The organism is Clostridium kluyveri DSM 555 (assembly GCF_000016505.1).
Classification (GTDB): Bacteria; Bacillota; Clostridia; order Clostridiales; family Clostridiaceae; genus Clostridium_B; species Clostridium_B kluyveri.
In genome coordinates, this window is record NC_009706.1 from 3,069,770 (window position 1) to 3,091,017 (window position 21,248).

Consider the following 21,248-nt stretch of genomic DNA (forward strand, 5'->3'; position numbering starts at 1 on the left):
TCCTTTCATAAATAAATATATTTTTGATTATACTTTATTTATTAGCAACTTTCATGCCAACTTTTTATATGATTTTTAAAAATTTTTTATAAACTATAATATGACTACGTTTAAACCTATATTTTAAAGGCTTCAATGCTCAATTACATCTATAATCTGCATTACGAAATGATACTTTTGCTGCAATATTGCAATAAAAGAACTCTTATATTCATATAAGAGTCCCTTTACCTGTTTATACTGCCGATTGAATACGTTATATGCATAATTGCAACAAATTCTACTTTTGCAACACAGGTTTATTTTTATACTTTTTTCTCTTTCTTACTAAAGTAGAAGCATTTATACCAAGCTCTTTAGCTGCATCCCTTACATTACCGTGCTTTTCTAGAGAACTTTCTATTATAGACTCTTCCAAATTTTCTACTGCTTCTTTTAAAGTCAAGTTGTCCTTCCACATATTACTGTTTGATGCATCACTATCCCAAACTTCCTTAATAGGCAAATCACTCCTCAATATCTTGTTTCCCGAACTCATAATTATAACTCTCTCTATTATGTTCTTTAACTCTCTTACATTTCCCGGCCATTTATATTTTTTTAGAGAATCTATAGCTGCAGGGGTAATTATCTTATTAAAATTATATTTTTTATTGAATACACACAGAAAATGCTCTATAAGGGGCTCAATGTCATCTTTTCTTTCTCTGAGAGGTAAAATTTTAATAGGCACTACATTTAACCTATAATATAAATCCTCCCTGAAAGTTTTTTTCTCCACCATATCTTTCAAATTTCTATTGGTAGCCGCAATTACCCTTACGTCAATTCTAATAACTTCGGTTCCTCCTACTCTTTTGATTTCACCCTCTTGAAGCACTCTCAATAATTTTACCTGCATATCAAGAGGAAGTTCTCCTATTTCATCCAGGAAAATGCTTCCTCCGTCTGCCAGTTCAAATAATCCTATCTTTCCCTCTTTATTTGCTCCTGTAAAGGCTCCCTTTTCATAGCCAAAAAGTTCCGACTCTATGAGATTACGCGGTATGGAACCACAATCTATTTTTATAAAACTCTTATTGTTTCTCATGCTGTTTTTATGTATATATTTGGCTATTTTTTCTTTACCTACACCGGTTTCCCCAAGTAAAAGTACAGTAGTATCCACTTTGGCTACTTTTTTAGCCATTTCAAGTGTATTAAGCATTTTTTCATCCTTTGCTATAATATCTGAAAATTTAAGAAGCTGCTGCCTTATTCCCTCCAATTGAGAATAATATTTTTCAGTAAGTTCCATATTCTTTTTTACCTGTTCTTTAAGTTCATAAAGCTCTGTAACATTTCTCACATTTGTGACCACTAGTGTTATTTCCCCATTATCATTAAAAACAGGGCTGCTTGAAACAAGTACTGTCTTACCCGTTTTAAATTTTTGTTCTATGGTTACATTTTTTTTGCTTTCAAGAACCAAAAGGGTGCCAGACTGGGAAAGATATTTATTCTCTACAAGATACCGCATATTTTTTCCTATCATATCATTTCTTTTCATTCCAGTAATTTTCTCATAAGATTTGTTTAAAAATAATGTATTTGCATCTCCATCAGTGATATACATACCATCGTAAGAATTTTCAATAATCTGATATAACTGTTTCATAGTTAAATCCATTACTTTTTTCCCTTTATATAAATTATCAAACTCTAATAATTCCTTGTCACTCATATACACAATCCCCTTTCAAAATCATACAAATTATGACGATTTTTAATTTTACTATAAATAAAAAGAGAATTCACCAGAATCCTCTTCTCCCACTTTAACTACCTGATTACCTTAGAAACATTACATGAAAATCCATATATAAAGACTACCTTATTAATATCTTTGATTTTTAGTATATATTAAATAATTTTTTAAGTCAATAAGGTTTTTGACCTATGGACTATTTCCACAAATTTCAAAATAGTTGCAATAATAAACACATTTTTACTTTTACTTCATTTTTTTATTGTTTCAATGGAGGCATAACAAAAGCTTCCCCAGTTAAAACTTTACTTTTATTACGCTTTATACAAGTAGTTTTCAATTTTACTATATTTTCTTTTTTATATATTTCTAAAACTTTTACCTCTACTTTTATATTATCTCCAAAATATACAGGTAAATTAAATTTTGAATTCTGACTTAAATACACAGTTCCAGGTCCCGGAAATTTCATGCCTATACATGCAGATACATATCCTGCCAGCAGCACCCCATGTGCTATCCTTTTCTTAAATTTATCTTTATATTGAAATTTATCTGTATGAAGAGGATTATAATCTCCCGTTACTTTGGCAAATAAATATACATCCTCTTCAGTTACCACTTTTTCAATACAAGCACTGTCTCCCACCTTTAATTCATCAATGGTTAAACCCTTCATAATCTATATTCCTTTCAAATTGTACAGTGTAAATTTTTCACTCATACAATTCCCTTTTTCAATAAAATAACCATACTATACAATCTATTAAAAGGAATATCCATATACTTAGATAAATTTTCTAATGACTGCCTTGGTATATACTTATACTTCCTCTGTATATCATGTAGTATAGGAAGAATAAATCTCTGCTTCCTGGGGTATTTTTCAATCACCTCTTGTCCTGATAAATTATTCTTTGAATTTCCTTCTAATACAGTTATCATTAACTACTTCACCCTCTCATTTAAATATTAATTTGAATTTTACTACGTAATTCTATAGTTCTTAAATATTTAGACTACACCACGTTACAAGTTCATTTATCATAAAATTTCCATCCCAGGGGGAATCATAAATATTCATGGTTCCTACACCTACCACTCTATTTACTCCAAGTGCTGTGACCCTATCTGCAAATTTAAAAAGCTTGTTTTTATCTGAAATAGCATGCCCTATAGTTTGAATTCTTCGGGTAATCAAATTCTCTATATCAAATATGCTTTCTATTTCCTTTACAAAAATACATCTTCCGCCCATGGGCTCTTCCAATACTATTTGATCATTAATTAAAATGGTATATTCAAGTCCTCTGCTGCTGCAGATATCCCTATCCGGGTCAAGACTGTACACTCCTCTTTCATTTATAATCTTTGCACAGGTACTTTCATTCAGAGAATCATTATATCTTTTACCTACCTTTTCAAAGGATTTCTTTAACATCTCAATTACATCTTTTAAAGGAACAGAACCTTTTTCCACAAAAAGTACTTGAGGAGATGAACAGGCTTTTTGCTGAAATAAGACTATATCCATCACTAATTTATCCATATAAGAAAAGCACTTATCACCTTCAATAACTTCCCTGTCAAATACGGCAAAAGAATACTTTGGCCCAAATACAACATCCTTACAGGTGGTTTTTTTAGGAAGTGATGTAATGTAATCTACTGCATCTTCTCCTCCCCATACAATTCTTGCATCTGCCATAATGGACATGGATTTATTTAAAGATTCATCTTCCCTCGGAAAATATACTAAACATATATTTTTAAGTAAATCTTTAGAATCATATATTTTTTCCTCATAAACTACCTGTATATCATCCAAAAGCTTCAGCAGTCTTAAAACCAGGGTCATACTTTTTTCAGGAACTTTTACAAGGTTTGAATTCCTCGCTATAAGCGATTGAAAAATTGAATAAAGTGCAAGAGTGCTTACATTTCCTGCTATCCAGTGGCAGCTTATTCCCCTTGCCTGTGCTTTTACATACTTATCATTTCCTATGGATACAAACTCATCTAGATACTTTTCATCCTTTAAACTCGTCTTTATCAACTTTTCTATATTTGATTTTCTGAAATAAAATGACAGATAAGACACTCCTTGAATTTTAAGAAGTTTTTTATCCCTACTCAGTCTTTTACTATACTCATCTAGTATAAGTACAATAACTTGGGTAGGCATGGAATTTAATAATTTTAAGTTTGATTTCAAAATATCATTTACATGACTGAAATTATTGAAGCTTATCTCTTTTTCATAAAGGTATCCATCCAATGAATAACAATCTATCATTTTTTCTCCTCCCTTTCTGCAAAAGTATCTCCACAGCCTCTTGTTTCAGCTTTTTCTATTCTAGATCTAAACTTAAAATATTTTCCCCGTCTTCCACATCTGCAATCATCAACTCCCATAAATTTACCTACATCTTCTGTTAAAATACCCTGGGAAGGATAACTGGTTCCAAGGATACTCAATACTTCTATTATTCCCTGTTGTCCAACCTCTACTTCCTCTAAAGTATTGAAATCTCTTATTATAATATCTGCAAAATCTGGTACATGTTTATATCCACATTCACAATCCACAAACACCACGCCAAGCTGTTCCACCATTCCATAAAAATCCATAATGTTGCTTTTTGAAGTACCAAATATCTCAGCTGTCACTCTGTTAAATTCCTCTTTTTCAACACTCTCTGACACAAGTTTCTTCCACCCGCCGCTGTGTAAAAGTTTCATTTTAGAAAGGGATAGTTTAATATCTTTTTTCTTTAACTCTGTTACAAACTTACTCCATATTATATAGGTAAATCCATAAACCAATATTTCCTTATTTTTATTCTCTTCCTCAAATTTTTTTAGCCTAGGCAGGTTAATTTTAAGTTCTCCATCTTCTTCATCCATAACATAGGTTATACTGCTTGCAAAATTGCTAATTCCTCTAATTGCTGCCCCTCTGGCATTTAACACTCCCTTATTTTTGTTTACATTTCCCGTGTCTAAAATTAAAAGGGGCTTTCTGGTAACTCCTAAAAAACTCTTTAATGTATTTATAAGTGCCTGAGATTGTCTTATAGATGTATCTTTATCCAGATATATCTTACTTGGAGTCTTTGAAGTTGTGGAACTGGAATTCAATACTCTTATTACATCTTCTTTTCTGCAGGTTAAAAGATCAAATATCTTAAACATATTTACTGGAATAAATGGCACCTGGCTAAGCCTTGAAATTTTAGAAATATCTATTGAAAGTTTCCTGTACATACTTCCTACATTTGGATTAACTTCATTTAATGCAAGCTGTTCTTTAATTATTTCAAGCAGCATACTTTCTTTTTCTTTCTGAAACATTTCAAATTGATCCCTGAAAATTATATTTTCTATTAAAAGTTTCATATCCACAGCATATCTCACCTATTTCCATACTTATTTTACATGTCTTTCAATTTTGCAAATAATACTTTTCCCGAAGAATTTTTGGGAAGCTGTGATAAAAACTGAACATATTTAGGCAACTTATATCTTGGTAATACTGAAGAACAATAGTCAATTATATACTTGTCATCTATAGAAGAATTTTTATCTTTTAAAACCACAAAAGCCTTTATAGCCTCCCCTAGAATATCATCCTCTACTCCTATAACAGCACATTCAACCACCTCTTTTATGCTGCATATAGTATTTTCAATCTCCTTAGGACTTATTCTATTTCCTGCACACTTTATTATATTTTTTTCTCTGGAAACCACAAATATATATCCATCTTCATCCCTAAAAGCTAAATCTCCCGTGTACAAAAGACCATTTTTCAGCACCTTTTTGGTTTCTTCCTGGTCATTAAAATATCCCTTCATTATATTTCCGCCTCTTGCAGCTATTTCTCCCACCTCTCCCACAGAGGTAGGATTTCCTTCTCTATTTAATACCACAAGCTCTGTTCTCGGAATACCACATCCTATGGAGCCCAATTTATTTTTAATCTGCTCTGGAGGCAGATATGACAATCTAGCTGTAGCCTCAGTTTGTCCATACATAATATATACGTCAGTTCCTTCAAGTGCTTCACATAGTTCCGATATGAATACTTCTGGAAGCCTGCCGCCTGCCTGGGTTACATACCTTAGTGAAGGTAGCTTGGCTGTCTTAATACTGGTCATTCTAAGTAATATCTGATAGGTACTTGGCACTCCCGCAAAACCAGTGCAATTATATTTTTTTATATCTTCTATAACTGTTTCAGGAAACATAAATCTATTATTTATTACAAGGCTTCCACCACATCTAAAATGTGTGTTCAAAAGAGATGTTCCATAGCAATAGTAAAAAGGAAGTACCACTTCCACTCTGTCATTTTTAGTCAATTTCAAATACTCTATTATGGAATTGGTATTGTACATGAGATTATAATGAGTAAGCATTACCCCCTTTGGTTTTGAAGTAGAGCCTGATGTAAACATAATAAGTGCCGTATCTTCTTTTTCATTTATAAAGCCGCTTAAATTAGTTTCATCTTTACTTGCCCAAATACTTTCCTCACTATATACCATGGTGTCCCTACAGACTATCTTATCTACTTTATTTCTATATTTTTTCTGGCAAAATACTATTTTTATTTTTAAAATATCCATAATATACCTCATATCGTTTTCAGATATGGTGGGGTTTACAGGGACACATATACTCCCATTTTTGATTATTCCAAAATAAGTTTTTATAAAAAAAACAGAATTGTCTGAAATAACAAGTACACTATTTTCTTTTGAACATCCATTTTCCTGTAATAAATAAGTTACATAATTTACGCCCCCATAAATTTCCCTATAACTTATTTTATTTTTATCTATTACTGCTATTTTATCTGAATCTTTAAACTCTTCAAAAACATAATCAGTAAAAGTCATATTTCTACCCCATATTTTTTTAACATCTTCTTTACATCTCCAATAGTGTACATTCTGGATATATCCACTACATCAAAATCCACTCCAAATTCTTCTGATAGTCCTGTAACCAACTCTACATGAGCCAGAGAATCCCATGCCTCTATTTCATCTGGGCCTAATTCATCTTTGATATCCGCTGTATCTTTTATATTTAACGTATCACAAATTATCTTATTGAATTTATCTATTTTTTCCATGAGTATATCCCTCCAAAAATATATTAATTACATTAATTAAAGCAATTATCATGCCACTTTTAAAAAATGTCCTGATTTCAAGGATATATAAATTCTCCAAATAACTCCATTGCATTAATGCAACAAAATTATTAAATTTTTGTACAATACAATAGCGATCGTGCCCTATATACCTATGTTGCAATTTTGCATACTATTTCACTTTTGCAATTACATTTAGCTTATCCCACAGGATGTAAAATATAAGTTACAGTTCCTATGATCACATTTCCAAAGATTATAACATATTATAGTTTTGTAATATTATGAGAGGAAAAAAATATGTATAATAATTATAATATGTATCCCTGTTATTACTATGGAAATACACAAGACTATACTTCAGATATTATGTATGATACTTATAATATGTATCCCTGCCCCTACTTTATAAGTACAATTCCTTCGGATTTTTGGAGGGGATATAATGAGCCCTACATTCCTTATGATGACCAAATTGAATATGATTCAAGACTAGATCCTTCGTCCCCATCAAAAGATAAGGTCTCAATTGAATTGAGAGATTACGGACCACAGCCCTTTGTAGTTGATATTAATAAAGTTACCAGAGAAAATAATACTTTTCGTACTGCTTTATGGACAGGATCTCATCTTCAAGTTACTTTGATGAGCATAAATGTAGGAGAGGATATAGGTTTGGAAATTCATCCGGATGTTGATCAATTCATCCGTGTTGAAAAAGGGCAAGGACTTGTTAAAATGGGAAACAGCAAACACAATTTAGATTTTCAAACAAAGGTTTATGATGACTTTGCAATTATGGTACCTGCCGGCACATGGCATAATATTGTAAATACAGGTAATACACCTCTTAAAGTTTATTCTATTTACGCACCACCTGAACATCCGCGCGGCACAGTTCATGTTACTAAGGAGGAGGCAGAAGCCGCCGAGGGAAATAAAGTATCAAAATAGCTTCTAGAAGATAACAATTTGAACGAATCCCTTTTAGTTAAGAGGTTAGAAATTAATCTAACCTCTTATTTGTATTGTAATAAATTAGTAATGTTATGGACTCTTCTGAATGGAATTGGCTGCTGAGATTATCTATATGCCTTTGCCTTGGTGGAGTATTATTAAATCTACGTCTAAAGTTAGGGTCAATACTTGGTCCATTATTTAAGTTACTATTAGAAACTGCTGTAGTTGTGGTAAAGGACTCGCCATCTGATCCCAGTGAAGAAGGATAAATTACAATATTTCCACTGCTTGACTCCATTGCAACAGGACGAATTGTATTACTAGAGTCACTTAAAGAATTGCCATTAACTTTGGCAGATTCATACTTTACTACATCGGTATTTGCAAGAGGTACAAGCTTACCATATACATCTGATGGATCTTCACTTATCCACTCTGCAGATGTACCAATTCCTTCAGCATAAGAGGAATCTAATGTGGTAGATATGGTTTCAGTTTTTATTTCACCACTAGGTGTAGTGGCTGTAAACGTCAGATTCCATGTAGAACCTGATGAATTATATATATTTACATTAATAGTAGAGTTAATTGGTATGGTCATTGTATTTTGGGCAACATCAGGTAATTGCTCCCAGAATACTACTGCAACAGGTTGTCCATTTTCTAGTTGTTCCATAGTTCCCATTTGAAGTAAATCTGAAGAATCCACTCCACCTAAGCCAATCCATTGTGCAGCCACCGCATTTTCATTATTTGAAGAAATACTGGGAACTGTCCAGCTTCCAGAAATACTGGTATAACTATCACTTTTTGACGCAGGTGTAACTATATATCCTGCCCAATTGCTGGATTTCTCCGTATTATCGGGAAGATCTACTGTAGTTTCATTATTTTCAGATTGATAATCTTGAATTGGATGGATTAAATTTGGTCCTGGAAAACAGTAGTTTGATAAAACATATTTATTATTAACAATATTATGAGGCCGTTCTTTTGCAATAACAGAACTGCTTCCTAAGAGCAACAATACTGATAATAATAAAATTTGAAATTTTTTAAACATATTTTTCACTTTCATTACTAAAATTTTCACCTCTCTTTATATTTGATTTATTTAAATTATAATAATGAATGTGTTACGAAATTATGGCAATAATATTATTTTAATGTAAATTTTTTATTAATGATGTTAAAATTATTATTAAGTCCTTCTAAAATTCAGATGGAGAAAGTATTTCTCATAAACAAACTCCACCTGAATCTAAGAATCATTTAATTATTTTTTTACTACGGGTATCCCTACTTCACATTTGTAATCCTGTGATGATAGTTCTCTAGAAGGATACACTTCAAGCTCAGATGCATCTGCATGCTCAAATCCCACTGGCGGAAACCACTCTTCAAAAATTCTTGACCATATATTCTGTATTGCATGTGGCATAGAGCCTATCGGTGTGAATACCACCCAAGTATCAGCTGGAATTTCCCTTATTTCAAATTCAGTATTCTGAAATCCTTGAAAAATTCAACTTCAAAAGAAATTACAGCAGCCAGTATAATCTCATAACAGTTTTGCAGTCATATTATTGATAATAAGTACCTGCTATTATAAAATATAATAGCGAGTATAAAAAATTCATAACATACAAGGAGAGAATATGAATATTCAAAATGAGCTTAAAACCTATGAAAAAATTCATAAAAATGCCATAAAGACATGGATAATTTCAAAAACTATAACAAGTATCATAATTATTGCTATTTATATCTTAGTAATGCAGCTATTTCTCATCCCCAAATTTGGACACATCCCTTTAGTTAAATATATAACTTATATATTGGCATTAATTATAATATCTATCTCCATAGCAGACACATTTGTAGGATCTTTTTTAGAGTACAAGCAGTGGAAATATGCCATATTTGAAGATAAAGTTGAATTAATAAAGGGTATTATCATAAGAGAAAAGACAATAATCCCCATGTCAAGAATACAAAATTTAAAAATAAAACAGGGACCTATTCAAAGAATCTATAAAATAACTTCTGTAAATATAATAACTGCCGGAGGCCACCATGAAATACCTGCCCTGCCTGTGGAAAAAGCAGAAAAAATCACTAAAAATCTTAATTTACTTATAGAAGCAGGTGAAAAAATTGAATAAAATAGAAAGAAACCATATTTTAAGACTATTTTATGATTTTATAAATATGATTAAAAATTTTATATTCTTTGCAATCATATCAATAGGAGTTTTGATAACTAAAATAGGACTTATAAAATCTATCTTAATATCAGCTATTTTAATTATAGTTATTATTTTATACCAATTTCTGGCCTGGAGAAAAAATTTCTTCATAGTAAAAACAAACTCAATATATCATGAAGAAGGAATTTTTAGCATAAAAAAAATTGAAATACCATTAGATAGAATTAATACAATAGATATTTCTCAAAAACTTTTAGAAAGAATTTTCAAAGTAGCTACTATTAAAATTGATACAGGAGATACAAATAAAGATAGTGAATTAAAATTTACTTTAGATAAGGATAAAACAGAAACCCTTAAAAATATTCTGCTTAAAAATCAAAATATTACTACAAACACCCCTGAAGAAGATAATCAGCTTTATTATATCCTAAGTTCAAAACACTTACTTATATATTCACTTATTTCAAATTCATTATTTAAGGGACTTGGACTATTATTGGTTGCACAACAGTTTCTTGATGATTATTTTAAAGCATTTATTAACATAAATACTTCAGATTACATAAATAAATTACAAAAAGACAAAATTTATAATAATATAAAGATTATATTATTTTTTGTGATTGCCTTGATACTTATTAGCCTTTGTTTGTCTATTATATATAATTTCTTTAAATACTATAATTTTAAAATGTGGGCAGATGAAAAAAATATTTATATAAATTATGGAGCTTTAAATAAAAAAAATTATAGCTTTTACAAAGAAAAGGTAAAAGGTATACATATAAAACAAACTATTTTAATGCAATGCTTTAAATTTTTCACTCTGGAAATTGAAAGTATAGGCTATGGAGATGAAGAAGGAGAAAAATCCATATTATACCCAATATGCAATGCTTCTCTTAAAAATCACATTCTTAAAAATATATTTGAAGAATTTCAATATACAGGGCAAATAAATAAACCTCCTAAAAATACATACTTTAGATTTTTATATAAAAAATTTATACTCTGGGCTGTTACAGCAGCCATCTGCTTTTTTATAAAACCCAAATTTGCATTACTGAGTTTCATATTTTTATTATTCCTATTTATCATGGGACACCTGGAATTTAAAAACACTGCCTTTGGGATGGATAAAAATATAATCTATATGTGCTGCCATGGCTTTAACAAAACACAATCTCTGTTAAAAATAAATGCAGTACAATCCATGACTCTGTCCTACAGCTACTTTCAATACAATAAAGGACTTTGTAACTATAGTATTATCTTACACAGTTCCTCTTTCGGTAAAACATTTCAGGTAAAAAATTTAAAAAATAATCTTTCAAGGGGAATTTTTTAAAATTGCCCTTGCAACAGATACACGCTGTTCCTCGTCCCCAGAATAAATATCCAAGAGATAATTTACCCAAATGATTGGACAATTTCACTCTAAGTCCATCAAGTGATTCTTAGGCTCAGGTGGAGTTTGCTTGTAAGGAATACGCATCGTAATCTGAACCTTATTAACAGTATTCTTAGTGTCTTTAGCACTTAGAATACGTTATCCTTTAGGGGAAGAACTTATCCAGGGGTGTAGCAGTGCTTATCCCCCACTTTGAAGAAGATGGGGGTATTAGCAATGGTAGCCTTCGGATAAAGAATACGAAAAGCTGCTACATGAGAACTCATAAGACTTCCATACATGAATAACAACCCTAAAATAAGACATAAAGGCCCTCATTTTTATTTTCATTCTCCTGAGAAATCAAGCTATTTAATATTTATATACTTATAATAACATTTAGATAAAAAAGAGCCTTAAATTGCTCTAAAAATCTCAATGTATTAATTTATAATATATGGTAATCATAAAGCATCTGCCATTACAGCAAATGCTTTCTTTGTGAATAGTCTGCCCAAACTTGGCTGCTGTGCCAAAGAGAACCGCTGCCTAATCATGACAAATATCCCTCTATATCTTCTAATTTTTCTATATCTAAAATATTTTCAATAATCAAATTTAGTTCATTACTACTTGCTTTTTTTATCCTTTCACTAAAAGTTCTATTTGAACAATTAAATTTCTTATTGACCAGCTTCAGAACCCTTTCTACATCCCTTAATCTAGCTTCTTCTCTCCCTTCTTTTCTTCCTTCCTCTCTCCCTTTTTGTGTATAGTGTATTTTCCTTATTTCATCAACAGACATACTAAATACACCTCCCTGTAATTTTTTAAATTCCTCATATTTACCTTCCAGCTCTAAGTTTTCAATTAAAAATAAATATTCCAGAAAATCTACTAATGCCTTTATCTGTTCATTGTTTTTTACTTTATCATAATTTTTAAGTTCTTTTGCCAATTCCATTTTTGCATTATATATTTCTTCATCTGCTGCACCTGTATTTAATAATTTTTTACCTATTTTAAATACTATTTTCAATGGATTTTCATCACTTATACTTTCCAGTTCTATTTTTTCAACATCCACAGTTCTGAAATTATATACCAGTGTATCCTCCTCAAGTTCCGGTAATTTATATACGTATCTTTTATCTTTTCCTCTTTCTCCTTTATAGGTATAAATTGCTGCTGCTATTATTTCTGATTTATCATTATACTTATATCTAAACCTATCCCATATCCTATAAAAATACCTGAACATTCTCTCTCCAAAAACCTCATACCCACTGATATAGCTTTGTACTTCTACATGTATGAATAGTATTTTACTTCCCCCGTATTTTAGTTTAGCTTTTATAATTTTATCTGAAATTATTTTTTCACTGTTCTCCTTGTCAAATATCTCTTTTTGTATTTCATTTAACTCTTTATCCAATGACTCCGTTCCAAATTCCCATGCTATTTCATAAAAAAGCTCTGGAAAAAGTAATTCTACTATTTCTACTTCGAAAGCTTCCAATATTGTTTTCCATGCTGCATCAAAATCATGTTTTTTTGTCAAAAGTTATTCACGCCCTTATATTTTAATTGATTTATTAATTTTATTATACCAAATTTCTATTAATTTTTTTACTAATATTTCAATACACTTATCAATAAAAAAATGCACAGCAGTGCTTACTTCCTATTTTGAAAAAATTAACTTAATAAATGATTTATATAAAAATGTTTAACCAGTTAACCATAAATAATGATAGCATTAAGGCATTGAATAAAGATATGAAAAGGAGATATATATTATGATTTATTATTTATTCACTATTTTTGCAACAATAACTATATTAGTCTACTTAATGGGTATTTATTGTTTTTTCAAACAATATTATAATAATTTTTTCGTAAATTTAACAATAGATAAAAATAATCTAACTTTACTAAAATCAAATAAACTAAACCAAGAAAATTATAAAAAAATTAAATTCATATTAACTTTTAGTACTATACTATTGATAATTTTATATTTATTGATGATATGTATTTTTAAATTAAATTATGATCTTCTTAAAATTGGCATAATTATTTTAATGTATTTAATTATATTTATTTCAAATAAAGGTATTGAAAAAATAGGCGGAGTATAATATTTCACTCTATTCTTCCTATTTTTTCAATACTAAAAAACACGCATAGGAATAAGATAAAGGCTATTAGAGGATATCCAATAGCCCTTATCTATATTATCTAAGTTACTACCAATAGATATCTCTTTCGTTGTCTTTAAAAAGGTACTAAATTTATCTAACGATTGAATAAAGTTATTCCCACTTTTAGTTAAATTTCCTGTTTTGGTAGCTTCTTTTAAAACTGTGTTAGAATTATTTATATAATTTAAAACAATATTTACTTCATCTGAAGTAAGATTAGAATAACCTTCTTGTGAAAGATAAAATCCATTATCAGTTGTTTCGATAAATGGTGAGCTTTATTTATAAATTAGTAACGGGGATATCGGCAGCATAAGTATACATAAATATATTAATCCATTTGAGAGGGATTTTCGTTGTTCCTATTTTAATTAATATAACTACACACCTCATTACTTTATCGTATATATTAAGTGAAGCTTAATATATATGGTATTTATATGAAAAACAACTGTATATTAACTTAAGTTCAATGGAAAATCTTACTTTACTAATATTTTTAAAATTGTAGGATATTCGATTTTCGTATATAATGGACCTAAGAATTCAGACAAAAAATCTTAACTTTTAGTTAGGTTCTCTATAATATTTTTTATCCGATTTCAGCCTCATCAAACACATTTTCACGATGGACTTCCACCACAGGGAATTTCTGTTTTTTGTACAATCCGCTCTATTTGTTAACCTAACTATGTAAACATACTAAAAAATTATCTTAACAAAGGGGAACACTTTATGGAACAAAATAAAAGAATAGATTTATTGGAATATAAAATAAAACTTATTCATACGATAATTACAAGTATGGATAATTATAAATTTGACTTTTTTAGCTTTATAATAGACCACGATATAACTGAATATCAAACAAGCTTAATACTAAAAAGTTTGGCAATATTAAAAGATAGACTAGAAGGCAGTGAAATATCTCAATTAGAGAATGACCATGCTGAACTTAATATGTTAATCTCTAATAAAAAGCCATCATTCAAAGAATTTAAAGAATTTATTAAGTTAAATATCAACAAAGAAATCAATTCAAAATATTTACTTATGAGTCTACATAGACAAAAAATCAATGTTGACATTTGTAAATATTTACTTGATGATTCAAAAGAATAAAAAACGGATTTGGAAAATCAAATCATGCCAATACGAGGTATATGGATATATTCAGTCATTCCTCAAAATCTGAAACTTTAAGATATATAGAAATTACAGATGAACAAAAGAAGAAAATTCAGCCAGTCAAAGGGTTTAAGAGTGGAGATTTTGTGTCATCAAAATACTACTCGTCCCATGACTGGCTGGATAGGCGTAGAGATCCGATTTTAATCTATCTAAGATACATTTCACATTTTGTTTATATTATCCAAGGTTTTTTTAAGATTTATAAGTATTTCTGTATCTTCATGATTATTAAACTGATTTGCAAACTCTTCAAAATACTCAATAAAGCCGCATAAAATTACAATCATACTTTCTTTTGGCAATTCAATATCTACACACTTATTTAATTGATTCCACAACTCTTTGGCAGAGACACTGGCTAACTTGGCTGTTTCATATCTAAATTTCATTTCTTCTTTTTCATCTTCATCAAATTCATCCATAAAATCGGCAATTGCCTTGTCTATTTCTTTATCCCATATTGATGCCTTAAATATTGTCGATTTTATTCTTTCAAACTGTAAGTCGCTAAAGTTCAACTTTTCTTTGAGATTATATAACTTTATTTTAGCTAGTTCAAATATTTCTTCTTTTTTAGACATTTTGATTTCTCTCCTTTCCAATTTTCGTTTCTCTAGTCGATTCATCAAGGTGTCATTCGCTTATTCCAAACCATACCAGCAACGCCTAATATGCCAAGAACAGTGCCAACAGAAACAGGTGCAGGACGCTTATTATTCCCGCAGTCAGCGGGGCTTCAAGATGGGCAGCAAGCCGCCTTACGGCTTTCATTCGGAACCAATCAAGATGGACGGTATCAACACAAAGAAGCTGGTGGTCAACCCGGACAAAGCGGAACACATCAAGCTGATTTTCGAGATGTACGCTGACCCGAAAACCTCTTACGGGGACATTACACAGCACTTTGCCGAACAGGGGATTTTGTTCTACGGCAAGGAACTGATTATTAATATTTAAAAACACAAACAATTGTTAAAATGATATAATATGTCTGTAAAGGTATTTATAAAAATTAATTAAACTTAGTATTAAAATTTTACTTCACTAAGTCATTATACTAGATATTATGAGGAGATGTAATATGAATAAAAAAAATGATAAGACTGGATTAATAGGAATAATCCTCAATACGATTGTATTATTAATTCCAATTATTTATTTTGTCATAGGAACATTAGTCTGGGGACCCTAAGTTTATTTACTATACTGCACTTATAATACTGGTATAGATAATCTATATAGAAAGTAAAAATATAATGAACACAAGAATTCAATTCAGACGAAACTCTTTCAAAACAAAACTTTTAAAGAAAAACAGACACAAAAGAACTGTGAATCAATATACTTTACATTTTACAAATTGACAAACACATATTTATCATGATAGAATATTAAAAATAGAATGAACGTTCTATATAGGAGGATACCTATGAGTTCAAAGAAGGAAGATTTATTAAATAAAGCGGAAATACTGTTTTATGAGCACAGCTTCCATTCAATCGGACTAAAACGAGTGATCAACGAAGCAAATGTGGCTGTCATGACATTATATAACCATTTTGCTTCCAAAGAAGACTTAATTATGGAAGTATTAAAAAGAAGAGAAAAAAGGTATTTTTCATATCTGGCTTCCGGTATTGCTCATACTGAAGAACCGGTTGTGGAATTAGCAAAGGCTCATCTTCAATGGCTGAAAGAATATAGCGCAAAGGGGTGCATGTTCCTACGGGCAAAAGAGGAATTCGGAGCAGATCCCAGTAATGAGATAGTACAGTTTGTAAATCAGCACAAGCAGCATTTGCTATATAAGTTTTGCCAGTATGGTTTAGATGAATCAGCTGCACTTAAATTAATGATCCTATTCGAAGGAGCAACAGCATTGGCAGAAACAGAAGATATAGAAAAAGTGGGGGAACAGTTAATAGAACTATCCAAGCTTATCTAACCATACATTTCTATATAAGACTTTTTATTTTTAATAAAAATATAATGAACGTTCTATATAGAGGGGGATTATTGTGAAGAAAATTGTATTTCCTGGTATTGCAATGATTAGTGTAACCTATGCCTTTGCCAGATTCAGTTATGGTCTATTCCTGCCAGATATCTCAAACTCACTTAATCTGTCAGAAATGCAGGCCGGAGTGCCCAGTTCCCTTGCTTACATAGCATACTGCCTAACTTTAGTGTTTTCTTCATTATTAATTAATCGAGCAGGAGCATATAATGTCATCCAAATTTCTGGTTTCAGTGCTGTAGTTGGAACACTTTGCATTGCACTTTCTCAAAATCTATATCTGCTATCAATCAGTACATTTATTGCCGGCATAGGAAGTGGTCTGTCCTCCCCTGCATTCAGCAAAATTGCTGCAGTTAATTTGAAGCCAGAGGAACAGGATAAGGGAAATACATGGATTAATACTGGTACTAGCTTTGGTTTAATCATATCAGGACCACTGGCACTATTTTTTAATACCTATTGGCGGCTAGCCTATATATTCTTTGCTGCCATTAGCTTCATTGTTATGATGTGGAATCGCCACAGCATTCCAAAAACAGATCATCAATTTAAACAATCTGACCTACCTATAAGAAAGAATGGATGGAATATTCCATGGAAAAGAAGCATTAATTTATTCACTGCTGCATTTATTACAGGCATAAGTTCTTCTATTTATTGGACCTTTTCTAGAAGTTTTTTAACCACAGAGTATGACATAAGCACAATGGAAAGTATGTTCTTTTGGATTCTGATGGGAATCGCAGGGATTTTGGGAGGAGTTGCAGGCAATTTTATTAAGCAGTTTGGGTTAGCGACTTCCTATCGAGGCGTTCTCCTTGTCTTGTTGACTTCAATATGCTTAATTACAATACCCTCAACCATAAGCATTTATTGTTCTGCACTCTTATTTGGTATTTCTTATATTTTTGTAACCGGTGTCTTCATCGTTTGGGCAGTAAAACTATTTGTTGAAGCACCTTTTTTAGGAGTGAGCCTGGGTTTTCTGTTTTTGGGTATAGGTCAGTCCTTCGGCTCACTTACAGCAGGATCAATCATTGAGCTGACATCCTATGCTTTCGGCTTTTTATTATTTGCAGGAATAGGACTGTGTGGATTATTTGTCAGAACTCCTACCGATACATCAAGTGATTCTTAGGTTTGGACGGAGTTTGCTCATGAGGAATGCTTTTTTCCATCTGAATCTTATTAACAGTATTCTTAGTGTCTTTAGCACTTAGAATATGTTATCCTTTAGGGGGAAGAACCTATTCTTGCTCTCTCAACCTATCTATCAGAGAATCTTTCTTAAAAAAGTGAATCTGCACTCCAGAAATTACCATAGGCAAAAGCAAAATTATCAGGGCATACCCTAATAAGTACCAGACTGGAACGTGGTAATGGAAATACTCAGTCCCTATATCTCTCATTGCCTGTATCAGCAAATACCCAAGGCTTGTACCTAACACCAGTGTTATAAAAATATTACCTACTGCCAGGATAATTCCCTCACTCTGCAGCATTACAGCTAGTTGTCTGCTGCTCATACCGATAGATTGCATCATGGCAAGTTCCTGCCTTCGAGTTAAAATATTCATAATCAAAGTATTTATAAGATTAATAAAACTAAAACACACTATAAATGCAGCCAGTCCCAGAATAACTCCATACATAATACTAAAGCTATTCTCATCCTGTTCCATCCTCTCTCTCAATGTATCCATACTTAAAAGAGGATTTTCATCCACTACTTTATTGAGATTCTTCTCAATTTGCTCTCCCTCTTTTTTAAAATCAGAAGCAGATACTATAAATCCAGTGGTAAGATTCATATTGTTCATCAGGTGATTAAGTGCTTCATCAGGAATGAGAAAATATCCCCAAGGCCCCTCTAAATCCTTATAGGACACATAATCATCTATACAGGCTGCAATTTTAAGTTCCTTTTCCATGGGCTTTCCATTATAGTAATGTATCTTTATCTTGTCTCCAGCCTTAAATTTCCATCCATAAAGCTCTTTTACATTATCATTGGCTATTACTAAAATTTCATTATTTTTTATCATTTTATCATAATCAAAATCTCCTTCACTCAAGAGTTTTTTCAGTAATGATGTCTTATCCCTGGTAAATGGTGTTAAATAGTCCCCTGCTTTTTCATTATTGTATTCATACTGGATATTTACCTGCTTAAAACTCTTAATCCCCTTTACCCCTGGAACAGCTTTTATCTTTTCCTTCAGCTTTTCATTTAACGGATTATTTATTTGAATATCACTATATCCATGCTCTGAAGTCTCAACTTTATTGTAGGAAAACTCAATTAAATACTCTCCAAAATAAAATGCTGTCTGTCTTGAATACTCGCCTTTATTGATAGAAACTATAAAAGTGGCCGCCATTAAAAATAATACTCCACCTATACCAAGAGACAGCATTGTCAAAAATGTCTTTTTCCGGTTTCGTACAGAATTCATAAGTGCAAGATTCATTGGAGTAATTCTTCTATGGAGCTTTGAGGTTTCTTTTTTTCCACCGGAATAAAAGGAAAATTTAGAAGCTTCCAGTGGAGATACAGTTGATGCCAGCTTTGCCGGTTTGTGAATAGAAAAAAGCAGTGTTATAATATCTGCTGCAGCTACAATTACAGCAATGAATGCAGAATTAATCCAGTTCCAGCCCTCCGGCTTTAAAAAATATGCAATTATTCCCCCTATAACGAGTCCTATAGGTATACCAACTGCACAGAGAATAAGCCCTTCTCTATTTACCATTTTACGGATTTGCCTCCCGGTCATACCCAGGGTACGAAACTGTCCAAACTGTCGTATGCGGCTTACAACAGAAATATAAAATATGCTGTAGATAACTAAGATACTTACCAGTAAAATACCGATACCTATACCAATTATAACCATACCCTCCTGGAAATTCATAGACAGCATATTGGCAAAAGAATTATTCTCATTTATATATTTACGTTCAATGCCATAATCCTGTCCAATGGAATGAATAACTTCAATAAATTGATCTTTTGACATCTTTTCTGCGCCATTTATACGGACAAGAGCACCATAGGGTACATTTTTAAATTGCTCCCCTTTTTCAGCATACTCCTTTGAAAATAATACAGGATATGCTCCCAAATTTGCCCCGCTGTCCGTATAACCAGAAATAACAAACTTTTCAGTAGTTCCATCTAAAAAAGTAAAAGAAATAGTCTCTCCAATCTTTGCTTTCCTTTTTATCTCTCTCATATAGGATTTATCTACAACAATTTCGTTTTCCTTCTCCGGCAATTTTCCATAAGACAATTTTATAGTCTCAATCTTTTTAGAATTGCCATCAAAATAAACAGGGCGGATCATATGTCCCTCCATTTCAAAACTCTGCCCCGGTTTGTAAATAGCGGCATATTCTATACGTTTATCCTTTTTAAGTGATTCAAACTGCTCCTTATTTACACCTTCATATATAACATGCTGAACCTTTGCCACTGCTTTTTTATCACTTTCCCTCCAAGCTGAATAGAAAAAACTCATGACTGCTAATAAACTTACAGACAGTACCACTGTAAATACAATAAAAAAATTACGCATTTTATTACTCTTAAGGCTGCTCACTGCCAGATGATTTATAACTTTCCCATTATTATTTTGAAGCATCCATCACACCTCCCTGTCCATAATTTTTCCATCTTCAATACGGATAATTCTATGGGCAAGCTGGGCAATTTCACTATTGTGAGTTATCATCACCAAAGTTTGATGGAATTCATTGTTACTCATTTTTAAAAGTCCCATCACTTCCTGGCTGGTGCGGCTGTCTAAGTTTCCCGTGGGCTCATCTGCAAGAATAATAGCAGGTTTGCTTACAAGGGCCCGCGCAATAGCTACCCTCTGCTGCTGACCTCCAGAAAGGTTATTGGGCAGACTATTTAACTTATCCTCCAAATGAAGCATTGAAATAACCTTGTCCACATAATCCTTATCCACCTTGTTTCCATCCAATTCAACAGGCAGCACAATATTTTCATACACATTCAAAATAGGAACCAGATTATAATTTTGAAAGACAAAGCCAATTTGTCTTCTCCTGAAAATAGTGAGATCTTCATCATTCATCTCAGATAATTCTCTGCCTTCAATTATGACACTGCCGTAAGTTGGTTTATCAAGGCCTCCCATCATGTGCAGCAGAGTAGATTTTCCACTTCCCGATGTACCTACAATGGCAATAAATTCCCCTGGTTCCACACATAGATTTACGCCATCCAAGGCTTTCACAAGATTAGGTTCTCTACCATAATATTTTTTTAAATCTGAAATTTGTACAACAGCATTCACAAATTACACCTTCCTTCTCTTTACTGCCTCAATT

19 protein-coding genes and 1 pseudogene are annotated in these 21,248 nt (G+C 31.6%); 7 read left to right on the forward strand and 13 right to left on the reverse strand.

The genetic code is table 11. The annotated features are described in order from the left end of the window. Nucleotides 1-280 precede the first annotated feature (280 nt). From CKL_RS14705 to CKL_RS14735, 7 genes are all read right to left on the reverse strand, one after another. Nucleotides 281-1,723 (reverse strand): sigma-54 interaction domain-containing protein, encoded by a 1,443-nt coding sequence (locus CKL_RS14705; RefSeq protein WP_012103364.1) that lies wholly within the window; start codon nt 1,721-1,723, stop codon nt 281-283. 283 nt (nt 1,724-2,006) lie between these two features. Then, on the reverse strand, nt 2,007-2,426 hold the full coding sequence (locus CKL_RS14710) for a MaoC family dehydratase (protein ID WP_012103365.1): 420 nt from the start codon (nt 2,424-2,426) through the stop codon (nt 2,007-2,009). A gap of 41 nt (nt 2,427-2,467) precedes the next feature. Then, entirely contained in the window at nt 2,468-2,692 is a 225-nt protein-coding gene (locus CKL_RS14715) for an NAD(P)H-dependent oxidoreductase subunit E (RefSeq protein ID WP_012103366.1), read from the reverse strand. A 61-nt stretch (nt 2,693-2,753) separates the two neighbouring features. Next, nucleotides 2,754-4,043 (reverse strand): acyl-CoA reductase, encoded by a 1,290-nt coding sequence (locus tag CKL_RS14720; protein WP_012103367.1) that lies wholly within the window; start codon nt 4,041-4,043, stop codon nt 2,754-2,756. Continuing rightward, nucleotides 4,040-5,146: a LuxE/PaaK family acyltransferase gene (locus CKL_RS14725; RefSeq protein WP_172634800.1), complete on the reverse strand. Its 1,107-nt coding sequence runs from the start codon at nt 5,144-5,146 to the stop codon at nt 4,040-4,042. The genes CKL_RS14720 and CKL_RS14725 overlap by 4 nt, the downstream gene beginning before the upstream one ends. A 35-nt stretch (nt 5,147-5,181) precedes the next feature. Further along, nucleotides 5,182-6,651, reverse strand: a complete 1,470-nt coding sequence (locus tag CKL_RS14730; protein WP_012103369.1) for an AMP-binding protein — start codon at nt 6,649-6,651, stop codon at nt 5,182-5,184. Then, nucleotides 6,648-6,890: an acyl carrier protein gene (locus CKL_RS14735; protein ID WP_012103370.1), complete on the reverse strand. Its 243-nt coding sequence runs from the start codon at nt 6,888-6,890 to the stop codon at nt 6,648-6,650. Before CKL_RS14735 ends, CKL_RS14730 begins: the two co-directional genes overlap by 4 nt. Nucleotides 6,891-7,211: 321 nt before the next feature. On the opposite strand from CKL_RS14735, the gene CKL_RS14740 reads away from it, so the two are divergent. Then, nucleotides 7,212-7,865, forward strand: coding sequence for a cupin domain-containing protein (locus CKL_RS14740; protein WP_012103372.1), 654 nt, complete (start codon nt 7,212-7,214; stop codon nt 7,863-7,865). A 52-nt stretch (nt 7,866-7,917) separates the two neighbouring features. Here the strand turns inward: CKL_RS14740 and CKL_RS14745 are convergent, their stop codons facing one another. Together CKL_RS14745 and CKL_RS20005 are read right to left on the reverse strand one after the other, a co-directional pair. Further along, nucleotides 7,918-8,934 carry a G1 family glutamic endopeptidase gene (locus tag CKL_RS14745; RefSeq protein ID WP_242652492.1) on the reverse strand — a complete coding sequence of 339 codons (1,017 nt, stop codon included), beginning with the start codon at nt 8,932-8,934 and terminating at the stop codon, nt 7,918-7,920. A gap of 213 nt (nt 8,935-9,147) precedes the next feature. Next, entirely contained in the window at nt 9,148-9,396 is a 249-nt protein-coding gene (locus CKL_RS20005; RefSeq protein WP_081427995.1) for a GyrI-like domain-containing protein, read from the reverse strand. Nucleotides 9,397-9,529: 133 nt separating this feature from the next. Here CKL_RS20005 and CKL_RS14755 point away from each other — a divergent pair, with 133 nt between their 5' ends. Further along, the gene (locus tag CKL_RS14755) at nt 9,530-10,036 is read left to right on the forward strand and encodes a PH domain-containing protein (protein WP_012103375.1); all 507 of its coding nucleotides are present in this window, start codon (nt 9,530-9,532) and stop codon (nt 10,034-10,036) included. Next, the gene (locus CKL_RS14760) at nt 10,020-11,432 is read left to right on the forward strand and encodes a PH domain-containing protein (RefSeq protein WP_012620839.1); all 1,413 of its coding nucleotides are present in this window, start codon (nt 10,020-10,022) and stop codon (nt 11,430-11,432) included. Before CKL_RS14755 ends, CKL_RS14760 begins: the two co-directional genes overlap by 17 nt. A 595-nt stretch (nt 11,433-12,027) precedes the next feature. On the opposite strand, the gene CKL_RS14765 is transcribed toward CKL_RS14760, so the two are convergent. Further along, nucleotides 12,028-13,035 carry an Rpn family recombination-promoting nuclease/putative transposase gene (locus tag CKL_RS14765; protein ID WP_012103377.1) on the reverse strand — a complete coding sequence of 336 codons (1,008 nt, stop codon included), beginning with the start codon at nt 13,033-13,035 and terminating at the stop codon, nt 12,028-12,030. A gap of 1,378 nt (nt 13,036-14,413) precedes the next feature. Here CKL_RS14765 and CKL_RS14775 point away from each other — a divergent pair. Further along, a complete protein-coding gene (locus CKL_RS14775) occupies nt 14,414-14,800 on the forward strand; it encodes a hypothetical protein (RefSeq protein WP_012103379.1) in 387 nt (128 codons plus the stop codon). 230 nt (nt 14,801-15,030) lie between these two features. On the opposite strand, the gene CKL_RS20970 is transcribed toward CKL_RS14775, so the two are convergent. Next, a complete protein-coding gene (locus CKL_RS20970) occupies nt 15,031-15,495 on the reverse strand; it encodes a hypothetical protein (RefSeq protein WP_155814038.1) in 465 nt (154 codons plus the stop codon). A gap of 64 nt (nt 15,496-15,559) precedes the next feature. Between CKL_RS20970 and CKL_RS20465 the strand changes: the two are divergent. The 3 genes and pseudogenes from CKL_RS20465 to CKL_RS14795 all read left to right on the forward strand — a co-directional run. Then, nucleotides 15,560-15,814: pseudogene (locus tag CKL_RS20465) on the forward strand (hypothetical protein); the annotation flags it as partial. Between the two features lie 484 nt (nt 15,815-16,298). Beyond that, on the forward strand, nt 16,299-16,814 hold the full coding sequence (locus CKL_RS14790; protein WP_012103382.1) for a TetR/AcrR family transcriptional regulator: 516 nt from the start codon (nt 16,299-16,301) through the stop codon (nt 16,812-16,814). Nucleotides 16,815-16,887: 73 nt separating this feature from the next. Beyond that, entirely contained in the window at nt 16,888-18,027 is a 1,140-nt protein-coding gene (locus tag CKL_RS14795; protein ID WP_012103383.1) for an MFS transporter, read from the forward strand. Between the two features lie 109 nt (nt 18,028-18,136). On the opposite strand, the gene CKL_RS14800 is transcribed toward CKL_RS14795, so the two are convergent. Together CKL_RS14800 and CKL_RS14805 are read right to left on the reverse strand one after the other, a co-directional pair. Then, nucleotides 18,137-20,533, reverse strand: a complete 2,397-nt coding sequence (locus tag CKL_RS14800) for an ABC transporter permease (RefSeq protein WP_012103384.1) — start codon at nt 20,531-20,533, stop codon at nt 18,137-18,139. A gap of 3 nt (nt 20,534-20,536) precedes the next feature. After that, complete coding sequence (locus tag CKL_RS14805; protein ID WP_012103385.1) at nt 20,537-21,214, reverse strand: ABC transporter ATP-binding protein; 678 nt, start codon at nt 21,212-21,214, stop codon at nt 20,537-20,539. Nucleotides 21,215-21,248 lie beyond the last annotated feature (34 nt).